Source organism: Pseudoalteromonas sp. MSK9-3 (assembly GCF_003590335.1).
Lineage (GTDB): Bacteria > Pseudomonadota > Gammaproteobacteria > Enterobacterales > Alteromonadaceae > Pseudoalteromonas.
This window is the reverse complement of record NZ_MIET01000046.1, coordinates 300,517-325,500: the sequence shown is the minus strand read 5'-3', so window position 1 is coordinate 325,500 and position 24,984 is coordinate 300,517. Positions and strand designations below refer to the sequence as shown.

The following is a 24,984-nucleotide window of genomic DNA, read 5'->3' as shown; positions in this document are numbered from 1 at the left end:
ATCCTGAAATAACAGCACTCACAGTTAAGAATATGATATCAAAGAGCTTGTGAACGACCTTACCTTGTTGGCGAGGGTCATCAATTGATTCAAAATATTCTAGAAAAAGAGGATCAGACATAAAAGTAGCAACCTAAAAAGACGTATAAGATCATACTTTTAAGTCAAGGTAAAGTTCGTGATCTTGCCCTGCGTACATATTGAAAATGTCACAAAATTTATTGAAGAAAGTGGGCTTGATTCATCTGATAAAATCGAGCTACTAGAAGAAAACTTAGAAAAGCTAAACGAAAGAATTGTTTCTAGGGTATCTTTTTATAAGTGGGTTCTTGGTGCTGCATGGGCGATCTATGTCGTGACATTTAATTTAAAGATAAAATTGTTACCAAAAGCTGAAGATATCAATTTTCTTAAAATATTAACGGAAAGTGTTACTTCCTTTTGGCTTTCAATGTTTTCTGCTGTGGTAATATTAATTTTGATTACTGGCTATAAACGAGCATCAGAGATGTTAATTAAGAGTATTGAGTTTGCTTGTATTCAATCAAAATACCGTATTTTAAAAATGCCTAACAGATATGAGCCTTAACTCTGTCAATAGGCACTAATGTTCTTTTTGGCCGTTTTTATACAGTGACGGCCAACTCTAAATCAATAAACAAATTCGTTGAAACGAGTAATTCTAGGAACATTTTAGAAGACACCCAACGTAAATTGATTGTGACCCGATGACCAGCATTAACTTTTGAATAAATGTCACTTATTGATAAAAAGAAAAAGTCTGAAACAGCGTCATCTTCTCCACATTGGCCTTGTTAAGTATGCAAAATCGGGGTCTTACGATTTAGCGAAAGGGTTAATTCAAGTGAAGAGACCATGAAATTAGCACAAACGAGTTAGCAGCAGAGCTTGCTGAATTAAATCAACGCGTTAACCGGTTTAAGTGTTCGGGCTATGAAAAAGCGTGCGCGGTGAAAATATCATTGATAAATCGGCGAAAATTAGCTCTAATGGCAGGATAAAACGTACTGAGTAATGCAGGGATGGCTTAATCACGAAAGACAAGCCGATAAAATAGGCTCGAGACAAGTTACGCCACTAAAAGCAAATTCCCATAGCATAAATAACACCAACTCTGACACACCGAGCAGGTAGCGGCTCAGTCCAACAAGCGATTATGCAGCACAAACAACGTGCCGCATAAATACTAAATCGTTAGGTAACTATGACACCATCAACTCTTCGATTTTTTTCAGGGCTGGCATTGTTTTGCTTTTTGTCAGTTGTAATAATAAATATTTGCAGCCACTTTGGCATTGTGATTTTCAAGTCAATCACATTTTTTTTTCAAGCCGTTGTCATATTAATGGCAATCCCATTGGCAAATATGTGTAATAAAACAATGCCTAATGGTAGTAATGGTAATCTGGTTCATATTTTTTCAGCTACAAATGGTAAGTATTTATTTGTATTGGCATTAATAACTATCTATGGATTTATAAACTTTTTTTACTTTATTCATAAAACGAAGCCATTTCCGAGAGGGGAAGCTCCTACAGATATAGTTAGCGGTATTTTTTCTTCACTCCAGATGGTTTTTGCGTTCTTAGAATATATTATTGCATCAGCTTTACTAAAAATCACTTATAAACATAAAGTTACCTGATAAGTGCCTAAACAAAAAGGGACACAAAACAGCAGGCTGAGCTCCTTCGTCGCTAATTTTAGCCTGCTATTTTGCGCCGGTTAGGCAAGCGTTATTTAATAAATACTCTAACTCGTTCTTGTCCAAAAATGAGTTAGAGCGACAGTCTGTTTTTCGCTTATAACTGCCTGTCAGGTGAAATATGAACCTATTCATCAAGACTGTAAGATCAGATTTTAGCTACTACCATTCAGCCTCTTTTCACGCCTGCCCCCTTAACGCTGATAGACAATTTCACCATCAAGTAGCGTCATGTCGACTTGGGTCTTTTTGATTTCCAACACACTACGTTCAAACAAATTACCATCGATTACCACCAGATCAGCAAGCTTTCCAACCTCAATACTGCCGACTTGTTGATCTTGGCGCATTGCATAGGCACTATTAAGGGTATACGCTTTTATTGCCTGTGCTAATGAAATATTTTGTGGCGCGCGTGATATTGCATTACTCAAGCCGACAAATGGATTAAATGTACTTACATTCCAATCACTACTTAGTGTTAACCTTGCTCCTGACCTCTGCAAGCTTTTGATCGGCACTAAATCTTGAGCGCGTTCACTGCCTATTAAAGGTATTGTTTCTCCCCAATGGCTTGGTTTAGTGAATTCACCTGCCACTTGCGCATCTGCAATCACATTTAGTTTTCCAAAGCGATTATAATCTGCCGGATCCACCACTTCTAAATGGGTGATACGGTGGCGTGCAGTACCATTTGAAGCATTCTCAATAGCATTGAGTGCCTCGTGAATACCACGATCACCAATACCGTGAATATTAAAATCAAACCCCGTTGGCTCTAACGCCTTGATGTACTTTTCTAATCGACTTTGTGTAAAATAGTTCAACCCTTTATTTTGATACAAGTCGAGCCAATTCGTGTGATATGGTTCATGCATCGCAGCGGTCGTATTCACTAAAATACCATCCATGTAAAACTTCACTTGATTTATCTTTAGTAAACTATCTGAACGACTTTGATATAATGACTTTATAATGGAGATTTGACGTTCATCATTCATATCAGGGTAAGCCCATAACCCCAAACTGACACGCAATGTTAAATTATCTTCTTTGGCAACACGCTGCCACGTTTCTAAATGACCTCGCTGCCAATAGGTACGCGCATCGCTAATTGAGGTGATCCCCACTTTGTTCAACTCTGGCATAGTGTATTCAATCAAACCATCATAATCTTGCTGCTTGGCATTTTTCAGCGACTGCATCGCTAATTCCATCACTTGGTTGCCAGCATTATCATACAAAATACCGTCGAGATTACCCGCCTCATCTTTGCCAAAAACCCCACCAACTGGGTCTTGGCTATTGTGGTTAATGCCAGCGAGTTGTAACGCTTTACCATTTACCCACATAGAATGCGATGTTTGCTCCATAATGATCACAGGCCGGTTTTTCACAGCTTCATTAATTACCGCTAACGGTGCGTTGTCCATCTCTAATAAAGTGCTTATCTCATGACCATAGCCAATCAACCATGGTGCATCCGGATTTTGTATCGAGGCTGCATAAATCGCATCAATATATTCTGCTTCACTCGCATAAGACGGGACAGTAAATTGTGTTGCCTGTGACGCAGACTCCAAAGGGTGCATGTGCACATCATGAAACCCAGGCATCATCATTTTACCCTCAAGGTCAATAATGTCCGTTTTTTCCCCTACGTACGCTTTAATGCCTTCGCTACTGCCAACGAAAATGATTTTATTGCCTTGCAATGCCACCGCTTGTGCCCAAGGCTTATCTGGATTTACCGTGTATACTTCACCATTAACAAATACTTTTGTGGCAATAACTTGGTTAGAAGCTTCACCGTCGTTTTTTACTGTTGGTGCCGTGTTTAATTTTGCATCGCTACCACAACCAGAAATGGCACATGAAATAGCTAATAGGGCTGAACTCAATATCATAGTGGGATTACTCATTGTTGACTCCTAAGGTATAGCAATACACTATCAAGACCGAGGTAACCATAAGGTAACAGTATAGGCTAACTATGATAGTATTATTGGTAGAAGACGATGCGCTTCTGGCAGCACAAACCATCGATTTTTTAAATGCTGAAGGCATTGAAGTAGACTATGCAAGCTCATTGGCTCAAGCACGCGGGATCTCGCTCGATGTAAACTACGACGCCATGATATTAGACATAAACTTACCAGATGGCACAGGGTTAGAGCTGGCGACAACATTACAACAATCCAATAATGCACCAATACTCTTTTTAACGGCCCGCACTGAACTAGAAGATAAACTCCACGCTTTCTCTCTTGGCGCCTTAGATTATATAACTAAGCCATTTGCGTTAGAGGAACTGGCAGTAAGAATCAAATTACTGGCACAAAAACAGCCCTCTACATCCAATCATATTTTCAAACTTGACTCATTGTCAGTAGACATCACCGCCAAAATTGCGAAACGTGATAACCGTATACTCATTTTATCACCACAACAATGGTGCTTATTGACACTGTTGATTCAACATAGCCCCAACCCCGTAACGAAAGATACGATTATTGCTACTGTGTGGCCAGAGCAAGACGTTAATAACAATATGTACAAATCACTTATCACCCGCCTACGCAGTAATATCAGCCACAATAATGATAGTGAGTTATTACATACATTAAAAAAACATGGTCTTGCACTGAAAGAACAGCCTTATGAATAACAAGCAATCACTCTTTAAATACCTAAGTGTGAGGCTCGGGTTTTGCGCATGTTTGGTCATGTTATTGTGGGGCGGTATCGCAAAAATTGGCTACGATTTTGCGCTTGATGGAACAGCCGCGCATTACCTATTTTATGATGCCGAGCAAGCATCAGCGTCGTTCGTATCACTTCCATATGCTGATAACTTTAAGCTCATAACAACTTCAGTGAATGAGTTACCGAGCTGGACAAAATCGTTATGGGAAACAGATCAGCTACCCATTAATACCGTGTATTTTGGTCATCACGCAACTGACGCAGTTTATGTGCTACCTTATCAAGCTGAGAGTTCAAAAGATGTTATTTTCGTCATGCATTATTTCTCTGAAGAGGAATCCCCGTCTATTTTACCTTTAGTGATCTTGATGATGGCGACCTTAACAGTATTATTTTTCTATATAACAGGAAAAGCCGCTTATCAGATCCGACAACAAACGCAGCAGCTAAACCAGCTAATCACAAAGAATAAACCACATATAACGTTTAAGTTTATTGAACTACAAAATGTGGCTGAAGCACTCATCCTCGCTCGAGAATCTGAACGACATACCCAACACAAAGAGCGTATTTTTTCAGCCTACCTCAGTCATGAGGTCCGAACTCCCTTGACCCAAATGAGCCATAGTTTATCACGGCTACAACAACTCGATGACTTACCCCTTGAGTCATTAGACATTATTTCACAACTTGCGCACGGCCAATCGACCCTAAATGAAATTAGTACCGCAATCTTGGCACTATGGCAGATCAATACACAAGACTTTAAACCGCTGTGTTTAGAAAAGGCCTTAGGTAACCTCACACCCTTTTACCAAAAGCTCGGACTAATAGTAGAAACACATATCACAGACAAAGCCACCATAGAGACACATTTGCCTTTGGCTAACTTGCTGTTTTCACAACTGTATAGAAATGCGATGCAACATGGCAGCGGAGCACTGTGTATTACGTTATTGCATGACCAAGTAATATTCAAAAATAGTGTGTCAACACACAATAAACACACACAGGGGACAGGTCTAGGGCTACTGCTTCTCCAGCAAGTGTGTGAACAACTACACTGGCACTATAAAATAGCGCATCAGCGCCATTCATACACAGTGCACATAATGTTTAGCCCTAAGTAAACTGACGCCATCCGGCTTTAAGCCGAGTAAATAGGGCTAACTTCCACCTTAGTCAGAACTGAGTTAGCGATAAAGCATAATTCGTGTGCGTGATGATGTAATGCGCTGATCTGCGCTTCACAAACGACAACGTTTTTCCCCCAAATCACCAAAGGCTTTAACAACACATGCGTCATCGCTTTTTTCCCGTTCGCATCTATTGCCAACGTACCGATAGCATTATCCACATAAGATTCAACGACCCATTTTTTCCGAGCGGCTAAATCAAGAAAAAATAGCATATGACAACTTGATAAAGCCGCCACAAAAGCTTCTTCAGGGTCAATATTATTGGCATCGGAATAGGGGAGTGGCACAATGCTCGGCGCTGACGATGCCGCAATGCATGTGCCTGTTGAAAACTGCCATTGATGGACTCGACTATATTTTAGGTCAACGAAATGTTCTGATGGCTTTTTATACCATTGAATTGATGCTTTATATTGAGACACGTTTTACTCCTTAGATAAAGTACCGTCTATCTTGCATCAGCGGCATACTAATAAAAAGCGATAATACGTCACCCCAAAGTGAGTTAAACTCACAAAATAATCATACTCACGCTCTGAAAAACAATAATACCCTTGCATTACTGAAGCTTAAGAACATAAGCTAGAAAGTATATGATAAAAACTCACACAACTATAAAATGAGCAATCAATTTTCTTACTCGGCTATCCATACATTTACAGTCGTCACGCAAACATTGAGTTTTAGCCGTGCCGCGGCCACATTGCACATCACACCTAGCGCCGTGAGTCATCAAATGAAATTACTCGAAGCACATATCGGTGTGCCTTTGTTCAAAAGGCAAGCAAAAGGGGTAGGGCTTACCGACGCTGGACACGCCTTAATGCACAGTGCAAACAAGGGGATTTCCCTTATTCAAATAGGCGTAGCAAATAGCATTGCAGCTGCTTCACAACGATCATTACACATTGCGGCGATCCCCTCATTAGCACAAAACTGGCTGATCCCCAGACTCTCACATTTTTATAAAGTCCACCCAGATATCAACGTCATAGTGCATGCCCAAGATCAATTAGTCGATTTTTCCACTGCGCCTATCGATGCCCATCTGCATTTTGGCGACGGATATGCACAACAAGCATATGCACAATTTTTAGCAGATGAATATATTTACCCAGTGTGTCACCCTCAACTTCTCTTGCAAAAAAGCAATGCTGATATTCAACACCTGATTGCGTCACACGCACTATTACAGTATGACGCAGCTGTCGAAGATGCACCCAGTAATGTCTCTTGGCAAATGTGGTTAAAAAAGCTAAATATAACTACCAGCCAACCTATGCAGCACCGTCACTTTAGTCATGTGACTTTGGCATTAGAAGCCGCAAAACACCAACAAGGCCTGGCACTCGCGTGGCATCATATCGTTGATAATGACATCAAACGTGAAACACTTGTACGGTGTCATACACAATCCTTAAAGCTTGATTACGGCTACTACTTAGTAAGCCCTGAACAACCCGAGCCTCATTCTGATCTAGCTGTTTTTACAACTTGGGTGCGCGAACAATTTCAACATATGAAAGCTAACGAGGAGGCAAGCACTTAACAGTGCTGAGCATGCCTCACAAACTCAGAATAAATAGAATCTTTTATCAGCCTGTCTGGCGTAAAGGCATAATAATGTTGATATACATTGTCTATGGCGCCAATAGATCTCACATCGTAATGCCTTTCAATCTCATCTTTTACTAACAAAGGCGCTGCGAACAACCCAAAGCCTTGCTGGCCTAACGCTTTCATTAATGCGCTATCATCTACATGCCCAGCAATAGAGATCTCAATGCCTTGCTCTTCTAACCAGTATTTTATTGCACTCGTCATAGGGCTCGATTTAGCCGGCAATATAACAGGCACATCTGCCAATGATTGCGGATAACTTTCTTTCAATGTATCCAATGACGCTTTATTACCAAAAAAACCCAGCTGACTTTTACCAATTTCGTGGCAAAAAGCCTTAAATGGCAGCGAACTATCTAATGGCTTATCTGCCAATACCAAATCTAATTTATGCGTTGCCATCTGTGCCAAAAGCTCCGCTTGCTGCCCATCTACACAATGTAAATTGGTGATCCGGTCATTCTCAATAAACGGAGAGAGCCACTTTGATACCAATGATTTGGGCAATGCATCTGAAATACCGACTCTTAAGGTTCTAGATATATGTTCTAAGTCACCTTGGGTCGTCTCTAGCCACTCTTCGGCAATTGCAAACATATCATCAGCGTATTGCTGCGTGATTTGTCCAAACTCAGTCAACCTCAGACCACGCCCTTCTCTTAAAAAAAGCGCTTTACCTAAACGTTGCTCCAAGCTGGTTATTTGGGCACTGACTGTTTGTGGTGTTAAATGCAGCACTTTACTGGCATTAGCAATGCTGCCATGTTTACTCACCTGCCAAAAGTAATACAGGTGGTTATAATTTATGTTTGTTATCATTCGCTTTTACCGATGATTAAATAAGAAATAATCAGCTTTTATCTTTTTATATACCTTAGTAGATTAAACACATGCCTGCAATAGAGGCGCGACTAAATACACTTAATTTATATTTGGATATAGCAATGAAGCTAAAATTGACAGTGAAGAACAAAGTAATGAATGCCGCTACAAGAGTTAAGCTGTCCAAGTTAGTCTCGACGCAGCTCACTAAATACGAAACCAATATTCGCAAGATTGATGTGCAAGTCAGCGATATCACTCATGCTCAACATGCCGGTTTAAAGCTATGTCATATAAATTTGAGTTTGCCAGGTTTACCCGACATATCGGTAAAAGCCAAAGGAAAAGACTTGCTCCAAGCATTAAAACGCGCACTAAATAATAGTCAGCTTGTACTCGCGCAAAAATACAACCTGTCTTAATCACAAGAGTTGTCATCAATTGAGTCATGCTGATAACGCGCACTGATCACCTAAGTTCATGAAACAGTAGTGTTGTACAAAAACATTTATTCCCAAGCACTTGCAGCGGCACGGATGCCGCTTATTTCACACCATTTTATCTTAAAGTAACACTGGTTTCGGCCGATATATCATATGTGTAATCATATATGGAAATTACGGATGAAAATTCATCAACCTACAACACCTTTGCTAACCCAGCCACCTTTGCCTGCACAAACTCAAGCATCTTCGACTGAAAAAAGTGACGCGAGTGAAAATAGTATTGCTGAAACGCAGGTTAGTAAAAAAAAAGGAGCTGCATACCAACTATCAGCGCGTGACCAAAAGCGCCTAAATGATAATGGCGAAGAAGAGGAAGTTGAGTCTAAAAAAGATAGTCTGCCACAGCACATTCAAAAAATGCTCGAACAAATAGAAAGAATTAAAGAACAAATTGAGCAAGAGCAACAACGCCTAGTTGAATTAAAAGCGCGCTCAGATCTCAATGATCAAGTAAAACAAGATATGCTGTTACAACAAGCAAATTATGTAGCTCAATTACAAACTCAATTATTTAGCATGGCAGAAAATGTAAGAGAAGCCATGAAAGATGCTGGCATTACGGACCCTGGAGTATTGATCAGTGCAATGGCCTAAATATCGGGCTTTAAAAACCGACCAATAAAACTTTCCCCAGTGCCATACCTTCACGTTGGCAACTAAAATCAATGCGGCTGTCTGCTTGAGTTTGATAAAGTAACTCAAGCTTTCGAAAAGGAGAGGCAACAAACTTAACCGTTTTGATCCGTAAGCTCATTTTGGTTTTTTTATCCAAAAACGCAAAAGCTGTCGCACTTAACGCTTCTTTACTCGCATCAAGTATCTCACTGGTTACTAAATTTTGATGGATTGCTTGCTGCGCTTCCTCTGTAGAAATAACCCGAACCCCGCTGGCCATGACACAGGCGGCATAGACATCAAGTATACCAACCGCTCTTATCTTTTGGCTTTTTCTATCTTCATAAACAGCCATTAAACAGGGTACTTTAGTTTCATCAAATTCTTGCGCATGTATCGGCTTAATGCACAGTGAGTCGTCTACTTGTTTATGTATCAACCTTTCGAGCTGACTGAGCTTTGGTAATGCTAATTCACCGTTAACTTCTATATCATCGAGTATGATTTCATTTTCTTCAGCGCCTTGCACAAGTGGCAGTAACTGTTCATGAAGCTCATCATCCGTAAATGGCTTTGACAATACAAACGAAGCACCCGCTGCGAGGGCTTGATCTATTTGTGCCTGCTCATCCACGGTGGTGATCATCGCCACCGTAATATTAAGCTGACGTTGTTTGATTGCTTGTAATAGCACTAACCCTGACATATCAGGCATATGCCAGTCTGTTAGTACAATGTCAGGCTTCCAACTGCCTATATACTGCAGCGCAGATTTAGCACTATTCGCTTTTTGAATTAATAACTTACGATAGCCGAACTTCTCTAGCGCGCGCTTTACGATTTCTAAGGTTGCTTGACTATCATCAACAATTAAGATTTTCACTCGGCACAACTTTTATAAAAACTTGTTTTTTATTATAGGCATATTTTTCATCCATCACTAAACTGAATAGATATGATTGACAAAATTAACAATAAACCATCATTATGCCAAGCTTACAATTACCGATTACTGTATATCAATACTTAGCCATTAATTTTGGCCTGCTAATTCTCGCAATTTGGTTTTATATCTTATTGCTAATTTTGCGCGAATTCAGAAAGTTTGCTTCATCGGTTAGTGCTGGCACTCACACTTCTTCATCAGCACAAAACGATGAAACGCTGGCCATGTGCCGAGAGTCCGTTGACAATGCACTTGGCTATATCAATGAACATAGTAATACCATTGCTGAACTGGCCAAAATACAAATTGCGCTAGAGCAACAATTAACCGACATTCGTAACTCGACGCAAGATCACATCACTGAACAAGAAGATCAATCAATTAAAGATCTCAATAAAAAGCTATCAAAATCTCACGCACTCATTCGAAAGTTAAAAGGGGATTTAGATAAAAGTATGGATAAACTCAAAGTCACGCGGAAAAAATTATATGACCAATACGACACCGTAGAGTCGCTTCAAAAAGAAAAAGAACAACTAGAAGAAAAGTGCTTAGCGCTTGAAAACGAAAATGGCCAAGCTAATTCATCTCCACAACAGATGCAAAAAATGGTACTTACGTTTGAACGTGAAAAAGCCGACATGATGGATACACTTAACAACTATAAACGTCAAATATCTGAGCAAAGCCAAGCGTTAGAACAACTTTCATTACAAGCAAGTAACACGGAAGATGGGCCTGAACTATCTGAGTTACAAGGAGAGTTAGAGCAAACCAAGTCTGCCTTAAAGCACCTAACAAAGGAAAAAAAATTCATAGAAAGTCGATATTTGGAAATTGTTAAAACCCAGCAAGATAAATCCTCTTAACCCAGCGATAATTTCAAATTACACAACACCAAAAACACACAAATAAAACAAACCATTAACTTTGGTGACTTTTTATATAATAAGGTGTATTTTGTTCCCATGACTTTTAAATTGAATAATAACTAACGAGTCTTGTACCTATTTTGAATAAGCTAGTAAAAACATAGAAAGGATTCAGGTAAACAACGTATGAGCTATATCGCAGATACCAGTGCGCAAGATACACAAATAGAAAAGCCTCGCTCACTGAATAAAATTATCATTTTTTCATTTTCAATCATTTTGGCAGTCATTGTCAGTTACTTTTTTATATTGCCCTCAGTGGTAAATTGGACCAAAGGGACCAGTGCTGTTCACAAGGATAAACTTAACATTGCAGCTGTAAAACAAGGGCTATTTATCAGAGATCTCTCTGTACAAGGCAAGGTGATCGCAGCACGTCGACCTATATTATACAGCCCAGCGCAGGGGACGGTGACATATTTAGTCGAAGCGGGTGATAGCGTGGTAACACAACAAACCATTGCCATAATAGATAGCCCCGAATTAAAAAGTGAATATAACCAACAAATTGCAAACTTAACTCGATTAAAAAATCAGTTAGAACGTGAAAAAATCCAAGTCAAAAAATCAAACTTAGAACAAGAAAATCAAATTGGACAGGCACAGGTGGCACTCAATGCAGCTAAAAGAGAAATGAGGCGCTCAGACGAAGCCATAAAAAATAAAATTATTAGTGACATTGATTATCAAAAAGCCAAAGATGAGCTGCAAAATGCCAAACGAGAATACGAACACGCCGTTAAAGAAGTTTCATTAATAAAAGAAAGTCAAAAGTTTGAAATTAAAACCCGAGAATTTGAATTTCACTCTCAGCAAGTCAAAGTAACCGAACTAAAGCGTCAAGTTGATGGTTTGAAAATTACATCACCAGTCACAGGCTTAGTAGGCAACTTAAGCACACAACAAAAAAACTCGGTTGCAAAAAATCAAGCACTTCTAAGTATTGTGGATTTGTCTGAATATGAGCTTGAAGTCCAGATTCCAGAAAGTTATGCAGACGACTTAGCCTTGGGAATGGAAGCAGAAATTACACTCAATCAAAGCCTTTACCAAGGCGAGCTAGTCGCGATCTCTCCTGAAATAGTCCAAGGACGAGTTCAAGGGAAAATACGCTTTACTGATAAAAGCTTAACGGGACTAAGACAAAACCAACGCCTCACAACCCGAGTGATTTTAGAACGTAAAAATAACATTCAGTATTTGCCTCGAGGCCAGTTTTTGAAAACCTATAATGGCCAATTTGCTTATGTCGTCAGCGATAATTCCGCAGTGAAAACCCCGATAAAAATAGGCTCGCGCAGCCTAGGTAAAGTAGAAGTGATATCTGGTTTAAAAACCGGTGATACCGTGGTGATATCTGACTCAGATATTTTTAAAGATGCACCAAGTGTCCGTATCCTACAATAAGAGATAATAATAATGTTAAAAATGAAAAATTTATCAAAAGCATTTCTTACGGATGCAATTAAAACGCAAGCACTTCACCCTTTTGATCTAACCATTGAGCAAGGCGAGTTCGTCAGTGTTATCGGGCCTTCTGGTTCTGGAAAAACCACGTTTTTAAATATTGCGGGGTTACTCGAAGAGCACTCAGATGGGTTATATGAGTTAGACGGGCAAGATGTTGCGCAGTTTAGTGATAAAAAGAAGTCAGCCTATAGGAATGAGAAAATAGGATTTGTATTTCAGAGCTTTAACCTCATTCCAGAACTTAACCTCTATGACAACATCGATATGCCGCTGCGCTATAGAAAATTTAACCGTGATGAACGACACCAACGTATCATACAAGCGCTTGAACAAGTCGGGCTGGCAGGACGTAAAGATCATTACCCGACCCAGCTTTCCGGTGGTCAACAGCAACGCGTTGCTATCGCCCGAGCCATTGCGGGCACCCCTTCCGTAATTTTAGCGGATGAACCAACGGGTAACCTCGACTCAAAAATGGCAGAAGGCATTATGTCATTACTCAAAGATATTAATGCCGCTGGCACCAGCATTATTATGGTAACTCATGATAACGAGCAAGCCGCCCAAGCTCAGAGAATTGTACAAATAAAAGATGGGCACTTATCTGACAGCCCAAATATCCAAAAAGAAATCGCGTAAAGGCCTAAAATGTATCCATACTATTTCAAATTGGCACTGCTAAGCTTGCGTAAGACGCCTCTGTTAAGTCTATTAATGGTGACGATGATCGCAATTGGTATAGGCGCAACCATGACAACTTACACCATAAGCTACATGATGTCTAAAGACCCAGTTCCCAGCAAAAGTGCGCAGTTGTTCCAAGTTCAGTTAGATAGTATGGATGAAATTTATGGTGACGGGAAAATCCTTCCTTATACAATAACATATCAGGATACACAGGTATTACTCGAGTCTGACATACCTAAATACCAGGTTGCGCTAAGTGCTATTCAACAAAAAATTGGTCATATAAATAACGCGCATGTCACCGCTAAAAGTTTAAAAGTTCGCACGACCACAAGTGACTTTTTCAGCATGTTTGAAAGCCCTTTTTTATATGGTTCTGGCTGGAGTAAACAAGATGGCAAGGATGCCGCACAGGTTGCGGTATTGTCTAAAGAAACTAATAACTGGCTGTTCGATGGCGAAAATTCCGTTGGTAAATCATTCAAGTTTGGCGCAGAGACTTACCAAGTAATAGGAGTGTTAGACTCGTGGAACCCTTTGCCAAAATTTTATGGCCTCCCCCATATGGCATATACACAACCACATGACTTATTTATTCCTTTCAATACACAGATAAAAAATGAGCTATTCACGGAAAAATTAGTTAGTAATGCCTGCTGGCACGAGTCTACAGATGATTCATTTTCTGCTTTTTTAGCATCAGAATGTATGTGGATTATTTTTTGGGTAGAACTTCCCGACAATCAATCCCATGATCAATACCAAACATTTATTGATAATCATGCCAAAGAGCAACAATCTTTAGGCCGTTTTAAGAATCGTATTTACAATAAGTTAGTGCCTCTAAAACAATATTTAATCGATGAAGAGGTTGTCAGTGATGATAGTAAAATGGCAGTTTGGTTGGCTGTACTTTTTCTTATCGTATGCTTACTCAATTGTATGGGTTTAATGATAGCTAAATTTCACGCTAAAGCAGGCGAAGTCGGGCTACGTCGGGCGGTCGGTGCGAGTAAGCAAGATATCGTCACACAATTCGCTATTGAGTTATCGGTGATCGGTGTTGTAGGTGGTTTATTAGGACTATTATTTGCACAGCTTGGTCTTCTCGCTGCTGAAAAAACATACAGCTATTTGCATTCAGGCTTAATGCAAATGAATCTCCAATTACTTATTGGCACGGTCTTATTAGCTTTAATATCTAGTTTAGTGTTTGGCCTATACCCAATAATTAGAGCTAGTCAAATGCAGCCATCAAGCCAGCTAAAAAGTTTATAGGACGAAAAGACATGCGCGATCTTATACCCATACTGAAAACATTAAAAAAACAAAAAGTAGCCCCCGCATTGCTTGCATTTCAAATTGCGGTAACATTTATGGTACTTATCAATGCCATTCACATGATCTCTGAACGTAGTGACTTAATTGCTCGCCCTGTAGGCGCAAATATGGAAAATACACTGATAGTGATTGCCAACTTACCGAATGAACAAGGTGATTTAACAATACAGCTAGAGAATGATTTAACCATATTAAAAAGTATCCATGGTGTTGTGAATGCCGCTCCTATCACCGGGCTGCCACTAGAAGGATGGGGACTTCATATGGGCTTCAAATTAGATCCAAATGAAGAAGATGTTGCATATGGTGGCTACTTTGGTTCAAATGAAAACTTAATAGAAGCTTTTGATGTAACCCTTCTTGCGGGGGAAAACTTTTTACCGTCTGATATTCAGAAAGTTGAAAATGACGGTAGATTTAAATCGTCAAAGATCATCATAACCAAAGCGTTGGCTGAAAAAATATACCCCGATAATTGGCGTGATATGCTTGGAAAGAGCTTGTATTACTATAAAGAGCCCCATGAAGTTATTGGTATTGTAGACAGACTACAAAATGCATGGAACTTCTGGAGCGCACTAGAATACACGGTTATTTCCGCAGTACAAGAAGCCAATGATACACAGCGCTATGTTATTCAGGTAGAGTCCGGTCAAATGGCCAGCGTCATAAAAGCAATACCTGAAAAGCTCTTAACACATCCATACAAGCAAATAGACAGTATTGAAGCGCTTAGCGAAGTAAAAAGGCGAAGTTATCAAGAAGATATAGCCACGAATAAGTTACTTACAGTCGTGTGTATCTGTCTAACCATTATCACAATCTTCGGTATACTGGGCCAAGCAAAATTCAATATAAGTCGTCGTACAAAACAAATTGGGACACGTAGAGCACTGGGCGCAAGCAAACTCCAAGTCATCCGTTACTTTATGCTCGAAAATGCCATCATATCAACCATAGGCGTTTGTATAGGAATACTGGCAGCCATCATACTTAACAACCAATTTGTCGAATTGCTATCACTGTCGCCTGTACCAATACATTTCCTATTTTTAGGCGCGATTGCGATTATTTTACTCGGGCAAATTGCCGTTGCGTATCCTGTTAGCCAAGCAGCAAAGATCTCTCCGGCCATTACCACTCGCGGAGCCTGAGTAATCGAACCCAGCGCCCGCATTTGGGCGCTGGGCTAACGCCATTCAAAGTGAATGTGGTAAACTACCCACTCTATATACTTTGAGAAAATAAATTTTGCTAAAAATATCAAATGCCGTTGAACTCGCCGCATGGGAAATTGAAATGACCGCTATTCGAGCACAAGGTGCCGGCGGGCAAAATGTAAACAAAGTATCCAGCGCCATCCACTTAAAGTTTGATATTAAGCGCTCGTCTCTCCCTGAGTTCTATAAAGCCAGACTATTAGCTTTAAAGGACAGCCGTCTTACTAAAGACGGTGTAATCGTTATTAAGGCGCAAAGCCATAGAACCCAAGAGATGAACAAAGAAGAAGCATTAACACGGTTAAAGGCGCTCATTTTAGATGCTACTAAAATGGAAAAAACTCGCAGAGCTACTAAGCCAACGAGAAACTCACAAAGAAAAAGAGTTGATAGTAAAGTAAAGCATGGCCAAACAAAAAACTTACGTAAAAAGCTAAAATACTAAGCTAGATTAACTTTAACTGTAGTAGCTCAGACCTGATCTAACAGCTTAACTCTCTCGCTAATGGGGAGATACATCACAAACCGAGCACCACCCAATGCAGATGTACTCACTTCACATCGCCCATTATGCCAATTCAATATTTTTTGAACGATTGCTAACCCGAGACCAAAGCCACCTAAAGCTTTATTTCGACTATGGTCAACACGCACAAAAGGCGAAAACACCTTGTCCCTATCTTCAGGTTTAATACCAGCGCCATCATCTTCAACTTGCAGTTCAATCTCTCCGTGACTTACCAGTAGCGTAACATGCACTTTTGATTTGCCATATTTACAAGCATTCTGTAATAAGTTTTGCACAACTCGCGCAATATAATGCTGGTCCGCATAAATAGTAACATTGGGACAGAGAGTTACATTTAACTCTTTAGTATTGGTTCTTTGTAGCTTCTCAATTTGACCGTGAACCAACGCAGAAAAATCAAAAGCGTGATATTCTAAAGATTCAGCAGCTATTTCAAGACGCGCATAACCCAGCATTTCATCTATCAATAACTCCATTTCTTGTACATCTTGAGACATCGCTTGCACTTCTTTGGGATCTTTCGCTGCTAACATTGCCAACGCAAATTTCAACCTCGCCAACGGGGTTCTCAATTCATGGGATACCGCATTAACGAGCTGCTTCTGATCGCTCATTAAATTTGCAACTTTGGTCGCCATAGCATGAAACTGGCTGGTTAAATTCGAAATCGCAGAAAATTTAGAAGGCTGAATCGATATATCGAGCTGACCTTGTGCCAGCTGTGCTGTAACCCGCTTAAATTGCATCAGGTCGAGCCACAAAGGTCTGAGCCAAAAAACGAGCAATAACCCCAGTACAGCAAATGAAAGTAGTTTAAATAGGTATTTTTGTGCAAGCGCATTACTTGCGGGTAAAAATGGGCCCAACTGTGCAAGTGACTCTTCGCCTTTGATCTGAAATGTGAGTAATGCATCGCCTTGCTCCGTGAAGGTCGTGATCACGTCACCTTGTTGTAAAGCCGCAATTTGTTCGGGTAGCCAAGCAACATCATCGGACGATAACGTCGTAACCTGAGGGGGAAGTTGGCGAATATCAGACACACTCTCTTGTAATACTTTAGCCACCAACTGAGCGTGACGCAATTCATCTGGTGCTTGATGAACCCAACTGTTCCAGATCAGCTCACTGCTTTGATTGATCAATACAATACTAACAAACACTACCAAATATAAGCTGATCAATAATCGGATCATAAATTCAAGTTATTCCCACGCTGACTTTGAACACAAATACCCTTTACCCCACACCGTGATCAACCTAAATGGCTGTTCAGGGTTATCACCCAGCTTTTTACGTAAGCGAGAAATTCGCACATCTACGCTTCGGTCTAGTCCATCATATTCCCGACCAACAACGTGTTTGTAAATATATTCGCGACTTTGTGTTTCACCCGCATTGCTTGCCAGTGCCCATAAAAGGTCAAACTCATAACTGGTGAGTTCAACTTCCTCACCCGCTAAATGTGCAGTTCTATCAGCCTTATCAATTTTCAGCTGACCCAACTCTAAATTATTACTGCTTTGCGCAGTAGCGAAGTTACGGCGTAATAGTGCATTAACTCTTGCCAGCAAAACATAAGGTTCAACTGGCTTTATCACATAGTCATCAGCACCAATCTCTAACCCTTTAACCTGATCAAAGTCGCTGTCTTTCGCAGTTAAAAACAATACCGGACCAGTGTAATGGGGGCGCACCGCCCGACAAATACTAAACCCATCTTGATTAGGTAACATAATATCTAACACAACAATATCGGGCTGCTTGCTAATGATAGCTTCAACAGCATCAGCACCATCATTAACAATTGTGACTGTAAATTCGTTACTTTGTAGAAACTGAGCGGTCAAGGCTGCAAGACGCTCATCATCTTCTACCAACATAATATGGGCCATTAAAAGAAACTCCAATCGGTTTTTAATTTTCTTCGATAACGCTTACTCACAGCGGCATTTACCTTAACTGTTTGTGTTGCAAGTAAGGTGCCTTGCAAATCTAATAAGCTAAAACGCATACTTTGTGCGAGCGTAATCTGTAACTGCTCTGCCACTTTATCTGTTTGCTGCCAACACCGCAGCTTATTTTTTTCTTGATATAGACAGGCATCTATGTGATTTTTATTTTGCCATTGAATATTCACCGTCATTTGACATGGCTCCCCCAATTGGCGTACAACGCACGTTAATGGCTTAATCTGTAAAGCCGCTTGTTGGGATTTATTTGATTGGGCAAATAAACTGTGCGGTAATAAAATACTTAAGCTAAAGAGGTAGATGGGATTAAAACGCATATATCCCTCCAACAAAAAAATACGTCACATGGCTTTTTTCAATCAAGGGACTGTTTGTTATGCCAGAGCCCAAAAATTGACGTTTTGCACTCAATTTTACGACCCAATCATCAGAGAGCTTATAGTTAATTGTTGCGCCAACAACTGGGGTTAAAACACTTTTACCTGAATAGAATAGAGATTCATCCACCCCATCCCGTTCGTGTAAACCATAGTAATAATCAACTAAGCTGCTCTCTTTCCAGTGCAAACCCGCCATAAGGTGAAACTTGATGGGCACACTTGCTAACGGCTTCATTTCATGATGAAAAGCAGCCTTGATATGACTGCCCTGATACGTACCAGAAATATCATGTAGCCACTGTAAAGACAGTTTACTGTTTTCGTTTAAGTACCAATGTCCTAATAAGCCCGAGTCTAATGCCCACCCTCTTTTAGCAATATCGTCAATAGATACAGCGCGCTCTGGAGATACTGGAACATTACCATCGCTTTCGCCAACAATCGTACCATCTGCCACGCCATAGGCTCCTGGTGCAATTAAGTTGCGGATATGGAGCCGCTCAAAAAAAGCTTGTTCAGTGTTAGGCTCTGCAATAAAGCTTAAATCAAAGTCTGCAGACTCAGCAAATGTATAACCAACCGTAGTATTTTCTAAAAAAAACTTATCGTGGTAATAACGCACATAAGGCACCACCAATAATGGTAAGTTTTTTCCGCCAGATAGTGGATTCGTCAATACCCCAGCACCAACGGCCACTGACACTTGCCACTGACCGACACCAATACAATTGTCATCACTATGTTGACATAAAGATTCTTCAGCAACGCTAAATAGGGAGACGAGCAATGCTGTCATTGCAAAAAGATATTTCAATTTACAGCTCCTTATAATACAGCTGCTAATTTAACATTGTGTGTAGGATTTACCAGAAAGAGTTACATTAAATAACAATTCGTACGGTAAAGGTAACAGTTATTTTGAGCGCATTTTGTAAAGTATATTTCCAGCTCTTCATTCAAGGAACCGTATTATGTATCGTACACATCTACTCGGAATTGCAGCACTCACTATATTAAGCGGGTGTGGTGGAAATAATGAACAAGCAAATACATCTGACACACCGCAAGCGGTAACATTACCCAACTTTACAGGGATCAGCGTTTCAACAGCGCCGTTAGAGAAAGTAACAGCTCGCCAATTTTCTACCCATTTAAAAAATGGCATTTTTATGCGCCACCATCAGCCTATTCATGCTGGGTTAGAGAATAACAATAGCCACAGTGATCCTGTCAGTACATCGACGTCGTTTTCAAAGACCAACCAACAAGAGATAGACGTCAACGAAGCAGACAGAGTCAAGTACAACGGCAACTACTTATACATCGCCGCCAATCGAAATAATGACCTAGTTCCACAAACAGACAACCCTCAGCCACATTATATTCGTATACTCAAGCGAACAGATAATGGCATGCTAGAGTCCGTAAAAGATTTATCGACGTCACACACAGAGTTCTCTGAACAAAAATTGTATATTGAGCAAAACACATTAGTTTCAATTAACGCTCAGTCTGGCTGGTTTTCCATTGGTGGTGGGCTAACTATAGAGCCATTAACCACACAAACGACATCAAGTGCAGCGTTCGTCGCGCAAGATACACCTCAGTTTGAAATAAGTTTTGCTGACATAACTACCCCAGAACAAGCCACTATTTCGCAGCAATATACAATTGATGGTGTATTGATTGATAGCCGTGTAATCGATGGCACGCTTTATATCGTCAGTAACTTTAGGCCAACTTATTCAAACTTTGATCTGAGTAATTCAGATGCTCAAACACAGCTTAAAAACTACCAAGCGTTAAGCGAAACAGATATTGGTCATTTTATCCCCTCGATGACACGAACAGATACCAACCAAACACAGGCCCTATTTGATGCCAATGAGTGCTACATCTCACAAAGTGCATCGCAGGTGACTGGTTATGATGCAATTATGTCTATTACACGCATTTCATTAACCAACCCAACCCAACACAACACGGTCTGTGTGAATACCGAGATAGAAGGTATTTATGCTTCAAAAAATGCGCTCTATACATACAGCACACATTACGAAGAAAAAAACATCAATTCTGTCATTCATAAATTCAAATTAGATACGCAAACATTCAACTATGTCGCCAGCGGAACAATTTCGGGGCATTTTGGGCAAAACCTGAAAAACCTCAGGTTTAGTGAATATAATGATCATTTGCGTGTTGTTACATCTAATGGCGACTTCCTTGAAGGATTCGAACATAAACTTCATGTCCTTGCTCAAGAAGACGCTGAACTGACCAGTATTGCTGAGCTACCGAACCAAACCAATACCACGCCAATTGGTAAAATAAACACGGTATCTGGGGTTGTTGATGAGGATATTTATGCTGTCCGGTTTTTCAATGATCTCGCCTACGTCGTCACATTTCAACAAACCGATCCGCTTTATGTCATTAACCTAACAACCCCCACATCACCATACATAGCAGGAGCACTGGAAGTACCAGGTTACTCCGCTTACCTGCACCCAATCAGTGAAAGCTTATTGCTAGGCATTGGCCAAGAAGTTGCAAATATTAACAACACAGAACCTGCAAACGTAACGCAAGGTGCCAAGGTTAGTTTATTTGATGTCAGCGATATCACTTCGCCTACTCAGCTCAGTAGTAAAATATTTCCTGATGCCTACACACCTGCTGAATATAACTATCGCGCTCTGAGCTTTTTACAAACACAACCGCAACTACACAGGTTTAGTATGCCCCTTGAAAAATGGGAGCAGACGGGCACTGACCCGAAAAACTACCAGTGGACTAAGCACAACCAACTCGCTTTGTTTGAAATAAATACAGAGACAAAAACACTCAACCATACTGGCGATAGTGGTATTAAATATGATGCACCCAATATCTATAATTTACCACTGATATCAGGCAACGATGACCGCGCGGTGTTACAAGAAGAACACATTTACTATATTCATGGTAATTATGCATGGTATAGCCTTTGGCAAACACCGTCACAAAACACAGGGCCGCTTTAATTCACAACGGGCAGTGAATATTACCGCGCTAAGGTAATATTCACTGTCACTCCGCCCAACGGACTATGAGACGCTTCTATCATTCCACCATGTCGATTGATCAGATCTTCACTAATTGCTAGACCAAGACCTGTCCCCCCTTTAAATAACGATTTGTTTCGCTCACTTTGATATAAACGTGAAAATATCAAGGCTAACTCTTCTTCAGAAACACCAGGAGCACTATCACTCAAAGAAATCACATAGTGCGTTTCACAATAGGTGACTTTGCATTCAATCAAAATCGGTGGGGCGCTATAACGTAAACTGTTAGACAAAACATTATTGAGCACCTGAGTTAATCGTTCCTTATCGGCATCAACCATCAAGCTCACAGGTAAATCAAGCATATAATCGAAACGACCCTCTGCGGTTTGATTCACACGATTTTGGGCATCTAATGCCCAATTTTTTAACCATGTTACAGCATCCATCTGCTTAATATTTAAACTCAGCTCTGACAGTTCAGTCATCGCAAGCTGATCAATATCAGAAATCATATGGTTGATGTCACTTATTCGACGGTGCAACAATTCATAGGTTTTTTCAGTATCTTCAATTAAGTTATATTCCAACCCTTCAATTTGCATTTTTAATACACTCAATGGGGTTCGGATCTCATGAGATACTTCCGCAAGAAGTTGCTTCTTTCGCTGTAACAATGCTTCGGAAAATTCGGCACGATCACGAATTCGTTGTTGTTTTTGTAAAAACTCAAACCGCCACTTTAAAGCACCATAAATGACGCCAATAAGCAGCAACAACGCCAAAGTATATGCCCACCATGTTTGCCACCAAGGGGGCAAGATAATAAAAGAGAAAGAGGTATATTCATCCGCCCCGTAAGGTGCAGTTGCACGCACCTGAAATTCATACTCACCAGCAGCTAATTGCGTATACGTAATTTCATTTTGGCTAGATGGTTCGCTCCAGTAATCACTGACACCGACTAAACGAGTTTGGTACATTACTCGTTCAGGATTCTTCCATTCTTGCGCGCTATACTGAAAACGCAGCTGAAAAGTTGTTGCGGGGAGTTCCGTCATTTGTTTATACAGCGAAACGAAACGAGGGCGGGGTGTATTACCTTGACTTACACTGACATTTAGCAAGTTTACAGCGGTGTCACTAGGCGCCACGAAGTCATCCGCATTAAAATATGCGACACCATAGCTCGACCCCCAATAAATGGTGTTGTTTATCTTTTCTGCAGTATTTAAAGTACTATCAATGGCAATATATCCGTTGTCATGGGTATATTTTACAGGCGTTATAGGGCCTGATGAGGAAAATAGCGCAGTGAGTGCAACAGAGTTTAACCCACGTTCAGTGCCTATCCAAAGTAGCTCATCATCTACTAATAACGACAAAACAATATTATTGCTAAGTCCATCTTTGACATTGAAATGTATGGTCTGCCACGTATTATGCTCTTTTTTCATCGCAAATACGCCTTGGCGAGTGCCTACTAACACAACATTCCCCGGTGCTTCTGCAATGCTATATGCCCAATTACTGGGTAACCCCTCATTTTCAGAAATATTAAATAACACGCCACCTTCGATATAATAAAGCCCTTGGCCATTTGTCACAAACCAAAGCCGCCCAGCATCGTCTTCAAAAACACTGATCACATACGTATCGTGAGCCAATACCAGTTTTTCAAACCGCCCCTCGCAGGCACGCATCACCCCGGTTTGCGTCGCTAAATACATACACGCGTCTTTGCCTATTGCAAATTGATGTACAATACTCGCATCAAATCCCTGCTTTTGATGTAAGTGCCTACTTTCATCATAACCTATTATAATTAAACCAGAGCGAGTTCCAACCCAAATACGGCCTTGCGCATCGCGCTCTAATGCATGAATATATTGGTTTACTAATTTGGTCTTGGGTGTATACCACTGGCCATTGATTAATACTTGGATCCCTTCGCCATATTGACCTAACCATAGTTGGTCATCAAACCTTGCAACCGCACTTACTCGCTCATTCAAAAGTCCATTTTGTTTAGTGATCAACTCAAAGCCATGCTGTTTAATACGGTTCACACCCCCGCCATAGGTCGCAACCCACACGGTACCGCCTTTGCTTAAAGTAATATCTCTAATATGATGGTCGCTAAGCCCATTGCTTTTATCTAGTACATAAGCCGCACCACCTGAAATACTAATAACTCCTTTGCTGTCATCTCCAACCCACAGTACATCACTATTTTGCTGATAGGCGAGTGTCTGAATATTAGGCATGGCAATACCCGATAGCGAAGTTACATTGTAACTATCTAAGTCAAGCTGGCATACACCACGGCCTGTGATCCCCAACCACAAACTCTCACTGGTTGGGGCCAATGCTGCAACAGGGCCCTGACACGCAGGCCCGACCAAATCAATACGATGTAAAATTGAATTTTCGAGCGTATATAGGCCAGAGTCCGTGGCCAACCAAATACTTGCTCCCTCTTTTTGTGCCAGTCGATTTACTTTAAGTGTTACATCGCTTTCTAATTTTGATAAAACGCCATTAGAGATCACATATAGGCCATTATCCGTAGCGATAAAAACGCGGTCTTTAACCAGTAATATATCGTTCACTTTAGTATCAAACACGGTATCACCTCGATACACTTGATACATTGATTGACCTTTAAGAACACTGACACCTTGATCTGTCGCGAACCAAAAGTCGCCACTGGCGCTGCGAGCAATGTCCCATACTCTATTATTGTTTAAGCCATGCAAGCTCGTAAAACAACGTAAATAGAGGCCTGAATATTGGCATGCACCTTCTCCGTTCGTGCCCAACCAAACCATACTATCTGCATCTTCAAATACACTGTATACCGCGCCTGTTGGTAAGCCTTGACGAATTGAAAAGTGCCTTACATCGGATTGAACATTCAGCTCATACTGCGCCGGTTTAACAGCCTCCCAAGGGGTATTAGCAATCGTCCCTGAGACAACTAGCTCAGTGTTAGATGACCGCCAAACAGTGGGCCTAACTATAACTTGAGCATGACCATTAGGTGTAAAGTCTAGCGATTGAGAATAACCCAAATTTGCGGCTGTTGATTTTTTAAGGGTCGCAGTGCCACTCGGTAGTGTGGTATTTAACAATGGTTGCCAAAGCGCTTTGCCTAAATCAACAGCTGAAGCCGTATTAAATGTCGAGGGAAGTGTGTGTTGGGAAAAACAGCTAAAAGATGCAAGCAAACAACAATACAACAAAGTCAGACAGCGGTACAAAT

General features: G+C 40.6%; 24 protein-coding genes. 14 read left to right on the top strand and 10 right to left on the bottom strand.

All coding sequences use genetic code 11. The annotated features are described in order from the left end of the window. The coding region (locus BGP78_RS20120) for a transposase family protein (protein ID WP_147386052.1) at positions 1 to 121 on the bottom strand (121 nt) is incomplete at its 3' end. A gap of 57 nt (positions 122 to 178) precedes the next feature. On the opposite strand from BGP78_RS20120, the gene BGP78_RS20115 reads away from it, so the two are divergent. Continuing rightward, positions 179 to 589 carry a hypothetical protein gene (locus BGP78_RS20115; RefSeq protein ID WP_119863068.1) on the top strand — a complete coding sequence of 137 codons (411 nt, stop codon included), beginning with the start codon at positions 179 to 181 and terminating at the stop codon, positions 587 to 589. Positions 590 to 1,225: 636 nt separating this feature from the next. Continuing rightward, a complete protein-coding gene (locus tag BGP78_RS20110) occupies positions 1,226 to 1,666 on the top strand; it encodes a hypothetical protein (RefSeq protein ID WP_119863067.1) in 441 nt (146 codons plus the stop codon). Positions 1,667 to 1,920: 254 nt separating this feature from the next. Here BGP78_RS20110 and BGP78_RS20105 read toward each other — a convergent pair whose 3' ends face one another. Then, positions 1,921 to 3,648 carry an amidohydrolase gene (locus tag BGP78_RS20105; protein WP_119863066.1) on the bottom strand — a complete coding sequence of 576 codons (1,728 nt, stop codon included), beginning with the start codon at positions 3,646 to 3,648 and terminating at the stop codon, positions 1,921 to 1,923. Between the two features lie 71 nt (positions 3,649 to 3,719). Here BGP78_RS20105 and BGP78_RS20100 point away from each other — a divergent pair, with 71 nt between their 5' ends. Both BGP78_RS20100 and BGP78_RS20095 read left to right on the top strand, forming a co-directional pair. Beyond that, positions 3,720 to 4,394 carry a response regulator transcription factor gene (locus BGP78_RS20100; RefSeq protein WP_119863065.1) on the top strand — a complete coding sequence of 225 codons (675 nt, stop codon included), beginning with the start codon at positions 3,720 to 3,722 and terminating at the stop codon, positions 4,392 to 4,394. Continuing rightward, positions 4,387 to 5,562, top strand: coding sequence for a HAMP domain-containing histidine kinase (locus BGP78_RS20095; protein WP_119863064.1), 1,176 nt, complete (start codon positions 4,387 to 4,389; stop codon positions 5,560 to 5,562). Before BGP78_RS20100 ends, BGP78_RS20095 begins: the two co-directional genes overlap by 8 nt. 17 nt (positions 5,563 to 5,579) lie before the next feature. On the opposite strand, the gene BGP78_RS20090 is transcribed toward BGP78_RS20095, so the two are convergent. Continuing rightward, the gene (locus BGP78_RS20090) at positions 5,580 to 6,053 is read right to left on the bottom strand and encodes an OsmC family protein (protein WP_119863063.1); all 474 of its coding nucleotides are present in this window, start codon (positions 6,051 to 6,053) and stop codon (positions 5,580 to 5,582) included. A gap of 197 nt (positions 6,054 to 6,250) precedes the next feature. Here BGP78_RS20090 and BGP78_RS20085 point away from each other — a divergent pair, with 197 nt between their 5' ends. Further along, a complete protein-coding gene (locus BGP78_RS20085) occupies positions 6,251 to 7,180 on the top strand; it encodes a LysR substrate-binding domain-containing protein (RefSeq protein ID WP_119863062.1) in 930 nt (309 codons plus the stop codon). On the opposite strand, the gene nhaR is transcribed toward BGP78_RS20085, so the two are convergent. Further along, positions 7,177 to 8,070, bottom strand: coding sequence for a transcriptional activator NhaR (nhaR, locus tag BGP78_RS20080; RefSeq protein ID WP_010365281.1), 894 nt, complete (start codon positions 8,068 to 8,070; stop codon positions 7,177 to 7,179). The genes BGP78_RS20085 and nhaR overlap by 4 nt on opposite strands. Before the next feature lie 125 nt (positions 8,071 to 8,195). On the opposite strand from nhaR, the gene BGP78_RS20075 reads away from it, so the two are divergent. Next, the gene (locus BGP78_RS20075; RefSeq protein ID WP_182912342.1) at positions 8,196 to 8,495 is read left to right on the top strand and encodes a hypothetical protein; all 300 of its coding nucleotides are present in this window, start codon (positions 8,196 to 8,198) and stop codon (positions 8,493 to 8,495) included. A 201-nt stretch (positions 8,496 to 8,696) separates the two neighbouring features. Then, a complete protein-coding gene (locus tag BGP78_RS20070) occupies positions 8,697 to 9,173 on the top strand; it encodes a hypothetical protein (protein WP_119863060.1) in 477 nt (158 codons plus the stop codon). Positions 9,174 to 9,183: 10 nt separating this feature from the next. Here BGP78_RS20070 and BGP78_RS20065 read toward each other — a convergent pair whose 3' ends face one another. Continuing rightward, a complete protein-coding gene (locus tag BGP78_RS20065; RefSeq protein WP_119863059.1) occupies positions 9,184 to 10,077 on the bottom strand; it encodes a response regulator in 894 nt (297 codons plus the stop codon). Positions 10,078 to 10,181: 104 nt separating this feature from the next. Between BGP78_RS20065 and BGP78_RS20060 the strand changes: the two genes are divergently transcribed. The 6 genes from BGP78_RS20060 (at position 10,182) to arfB (ending at position 16,235) form a co-directional block, all read left to right on the top strand. Beyond that, on the top strand, positions 10,182 to 11,009 hold the full coding sequence (locus BGP78_RS20060) for a chromosome partitioning protein ParA (RefSeq protein WP_119863058.1): 828 nt from the start codon (positions 10,182 to 10,184) through the stop codon (positions 11,007 to 11,009). A gap of 189 nt (positions 11,010 to 11,198) precedes the next feature. Continuing rightward, on the top strand, positions 11,199 to 12,479 hold the full coding sequence (locus BGP78_RS20055; RefSeq protein ID WP_119863057.1) for an efflux RND transporter periplasmic adaptor subunit: 1,281 nt from the start codon (positions 11,199 to 11,201) through the stop codon (positions 12,477 to 12,479). Positions 12,480 to 12,491: 12 nt separating this feature from the next. Further along, on the top strand, positions 12,492 to 13,181 hold the full coding sequence (locus BGP78_RS20050; protein ID WP_119863056.1) for an ABC transporter ATP-binding protein: 690 nt from the start codon (positions 12,492 to 12,494) through the stop codon (positions 13,179 to 13,181). 9 nt (positions 13,182 to 13,190) lie between these two features. Then, on the top strand, positions 13,191 to 14,507 hold the full coding sequence (locus BGP78_RS20045) for an ABC transporter permease (protein WP_119863055.1): 1,317 nt from the start codon (positions 13,191 to 13,193) through the stop codon (positions 14,505 to 14,507). An 11-nt stretch (positions 14,508 to 14,518) separates the two neighbouring features. Next, on the top strand, positions 14,519 to 15,724 hold the full coding sequence (locus tag BGP78_RS20040) for an ABC transporter permease (RefSeq protein WP_119863054.1): 1,206 nt from the start codon (positions 14,519 to 14,521) through the stop codon (positions 15,722 to 15,724). 97 nt (positions 15,725 to 15,821) lie between these two features. Then, on the top strand, positions 15,822 to 16,235 hold the full coding sequence (arfB, locus tag BGP78_RS20035) for an alternative ribosome rescue aminoacyl-tRNA hydrolase ArfB (protein WP_010365290.1): 414 nt from the start codon (positions 15,822 to 15,824) through the stop codon (positions 16,233 to 16,235). 26 nt (positions 16,236 to 16,261) lie between these two features. Here the strand turns inward: arfB and BGP78_RS20030 are convergent, their stop codons facing one another. The 4 genes from BGP78_RS20030 to BGP78_RS20015 are packed head-to-tail and all read right to left on the bottom strand — an operon-like array spanning position 16,262 to position 19,483. Next, positions 16,262 to 17,512 (bottom strand): ATP-binding protein, encoded by a 1,251-nt coding sequence (locus BGP78_RS20030; protein ID WP_119863053.1) that lies wholly within the window; start codon positions 17,510 to 17,512, stop codon positions 16,262 to 16,264. Positions 17,513 to 17,521: 9 nt separating this feature from the next. Beyond that, on the bottom strand, positions 17,522 to 18,211 hold the full coding sequence (locus BGP78_RS20025; RefSeq protein WP_119863052.1) for a response regulator: 690 nt from the start codon (positions 18,209 to 18,211) through the stop codon (positions 17,522 to 17,524). Continuing rightward, positions 18,211 to 18,606: a DUF3019 domain-containing protein gene (locus BGP78_RS20020; protein ID WP_119863051.1), complete on the bottom strand. Its 396-nt coding sequence runs from the start codon at positions 18,604 to 18,606 to the stop codon at positions 18,211 to 18,213. Before BGP78_RS20020 ends, BGP78_RS20025 begins: the two co-directional genes overlap by 1 nt. Next, positions 18,596 to 19,483 carry a MipA/OmpV family protein gene (locus BGP78_RS20015; protein ID WP_147386104.1) on the bottom strand — a complete coding sequence of 296 codons (888 nt, stop codon included), beginning with the start codon at positions 19,481 to 19,483 and terminating at the stop codon, positions 18,596 to 18,598. The genes BGP78_RS20020 and BGP78_RS20015 overlap by 11 nt, the downstream gene beginning before the upstream one ends. 157 nt (positions 19,484 to 19,640) lie before the next feature. Between BGP78_RS20015 and BGP78_RS20010 the strand changes: the two genes are divergently transcribed. Beyond that, complete coding sequence (locus BGP78_RS20010) at positions 19,641 to 21,695, top strand: beta-propeller domain-containing protein (protein ID WP_119863049.1); 2,055 nt, start codon at positions 19,641 to 19,643, stop codon at positions 21,693 to 21,695. Between the two features lie 20 nt (positions 21,696 to 21,715). Here the strand turns inward: BGP78_RS20010 and BGP78_RS20005 are convergent, their stop codons facing one another. Continuing rightward, positions 21,716 to 24,949 (bottom strand): two-component regulator propeller domain-containing protein, encoded by a 3,234-nt coding sequence (locus BGP78_RS20005; protein ID WP_182912341.1) that lies wholly within the window; start codon positions 24,947 to 24,949, stop codon positions 21,716 to 21,718. Between the last annotated feature and the right edge of the window lie 35 nt (positions 24,950 to 24,984).

What these genes read in the sequence shown, in the direction of transcription:
- BGP78_RS20110 (WP_119863067.1), top strand. Translation starts at nt 1,226, where the DNA reads ATGACACCATCAACTCTTCGATTTTTTTCAGGGCTGGCATTGTTTTGC.
- BGP78_RS20020 (WP_119863051.1), bottom strand. Translation starts at nt 18,606, where the DNA reads ATGCGTTTTAATCCCATCTACCTCTTTAGCTTAAGTATTTTATTACCG.
- BGP78_RS20010 (WP_119863049.1), top strand. Translation starts at nt 19,641, where the DNA reads ATGTATCGTACACATCTACTCGGAATTGCAGCACTCACTATATTAAGC.
- BGP78_RS20100 (WP_119863065.1), top strand. Translation starts at nt 3,720, where the DNA reads ATGATAGTATTATTGGTAGAAGACGATGCGCTTCTGGCAGCACAAACC.
- BGP78_RS20055 (WP_119863057.1), top strand. Translation starts at nt 11,199, where the DNA reads ATGAGCTATATCGCAGATACCAGTGCGCAAGATACACAAATAGAAAAG.
- BGP78_RS20030 (WP_119863053.1), bottom strand. Translation starts at nt 17,512, where the DNA reads ATGATCCGATTATTGATCAGCTTATATTTGGTAGTGTTTGTTAGTATT.
- BGP78_RS20060 (WP_119863058.1), top strand. Translation starts at nt 10,182, where the DNA reads ATGCCAAGCTTACAATTACCGATTACTGTATATCAATACTTAGCCATT.
- BGP78_RS20025 (WP_119863052.1), bottom strand. Translation starts at nt 18,211, where the DNA reads ATGGCCCATATTATGTTGGTAGAAGATGATGAGCGTCTTGCAGCCTTG.
- BGP78_RS20085 (WP_119863062.1), top strand. Translation starts at nt 6,251, where the DNA reads ATGAGCAATCAATTTTCTTACTCGGCTATCCATACATTTACAGTCGTC.
- BGP78_RS20070 (WP_119863060.1), top strand. Translation starts at nt 8,697, where the DNA reads ATGAAAATTCATCAACCTACAACACCTTTGCTAACCCAGCCACCTTTG.
- BGP78_RS20040 (WP_119863054.1), top strand. Translation starts at nt 14,519, where the DNA reads ATGCGCGATCTTATACCCATACTGAAAACATTAAAAAAACAAAAAGTA.
- BGP78_RS20050 (WP_119863056.1), top strand. Translation starts at nt 12,492, where the DNA reads ATGTTAAAAATGAAAAATTTATCAAAAGCATTTCTTACGGATGCAATT.
- BGP78_RS20075 (WP_182912342.1), top strand. Translation starts at nt 8,196, where the DNA reads ATGAAGCTAAAATTGACAGTGAAGAACAAAGTAATGAATGCCGCTACA.
- BGP78_RS20105 (WP_119863066.1), bottom strand. Translation starts at nt 3,648, where the DNA reads ATGAGTAATCCCACTATGATATTGAGTTCAGCCCTATTAGCTATTTCA.
- nhaR (WP_010365281.1), bottom strand. Translation starts at nt 8,070, where the DNA reads ATGATAACAAACATAAATTATAACCACCTGTATTACTTTTGGCAGGTG.
- BGP78_RS20095 (WP_119863064.1), top strand. Translation starts at nt 4,387, where the DNA reads ATGAATAACAAGCAATCACTCTTTAAATACCTAAGTGTGAGGCTCGGG.
- BGP78_RS20045 (WP_119863055.1), top strand. Translation starts at nt 13,191, where the DNA reads ATGTATCCATACTATTTCAAATTGGCACTGCTAAGCTTGCGTAAGACG.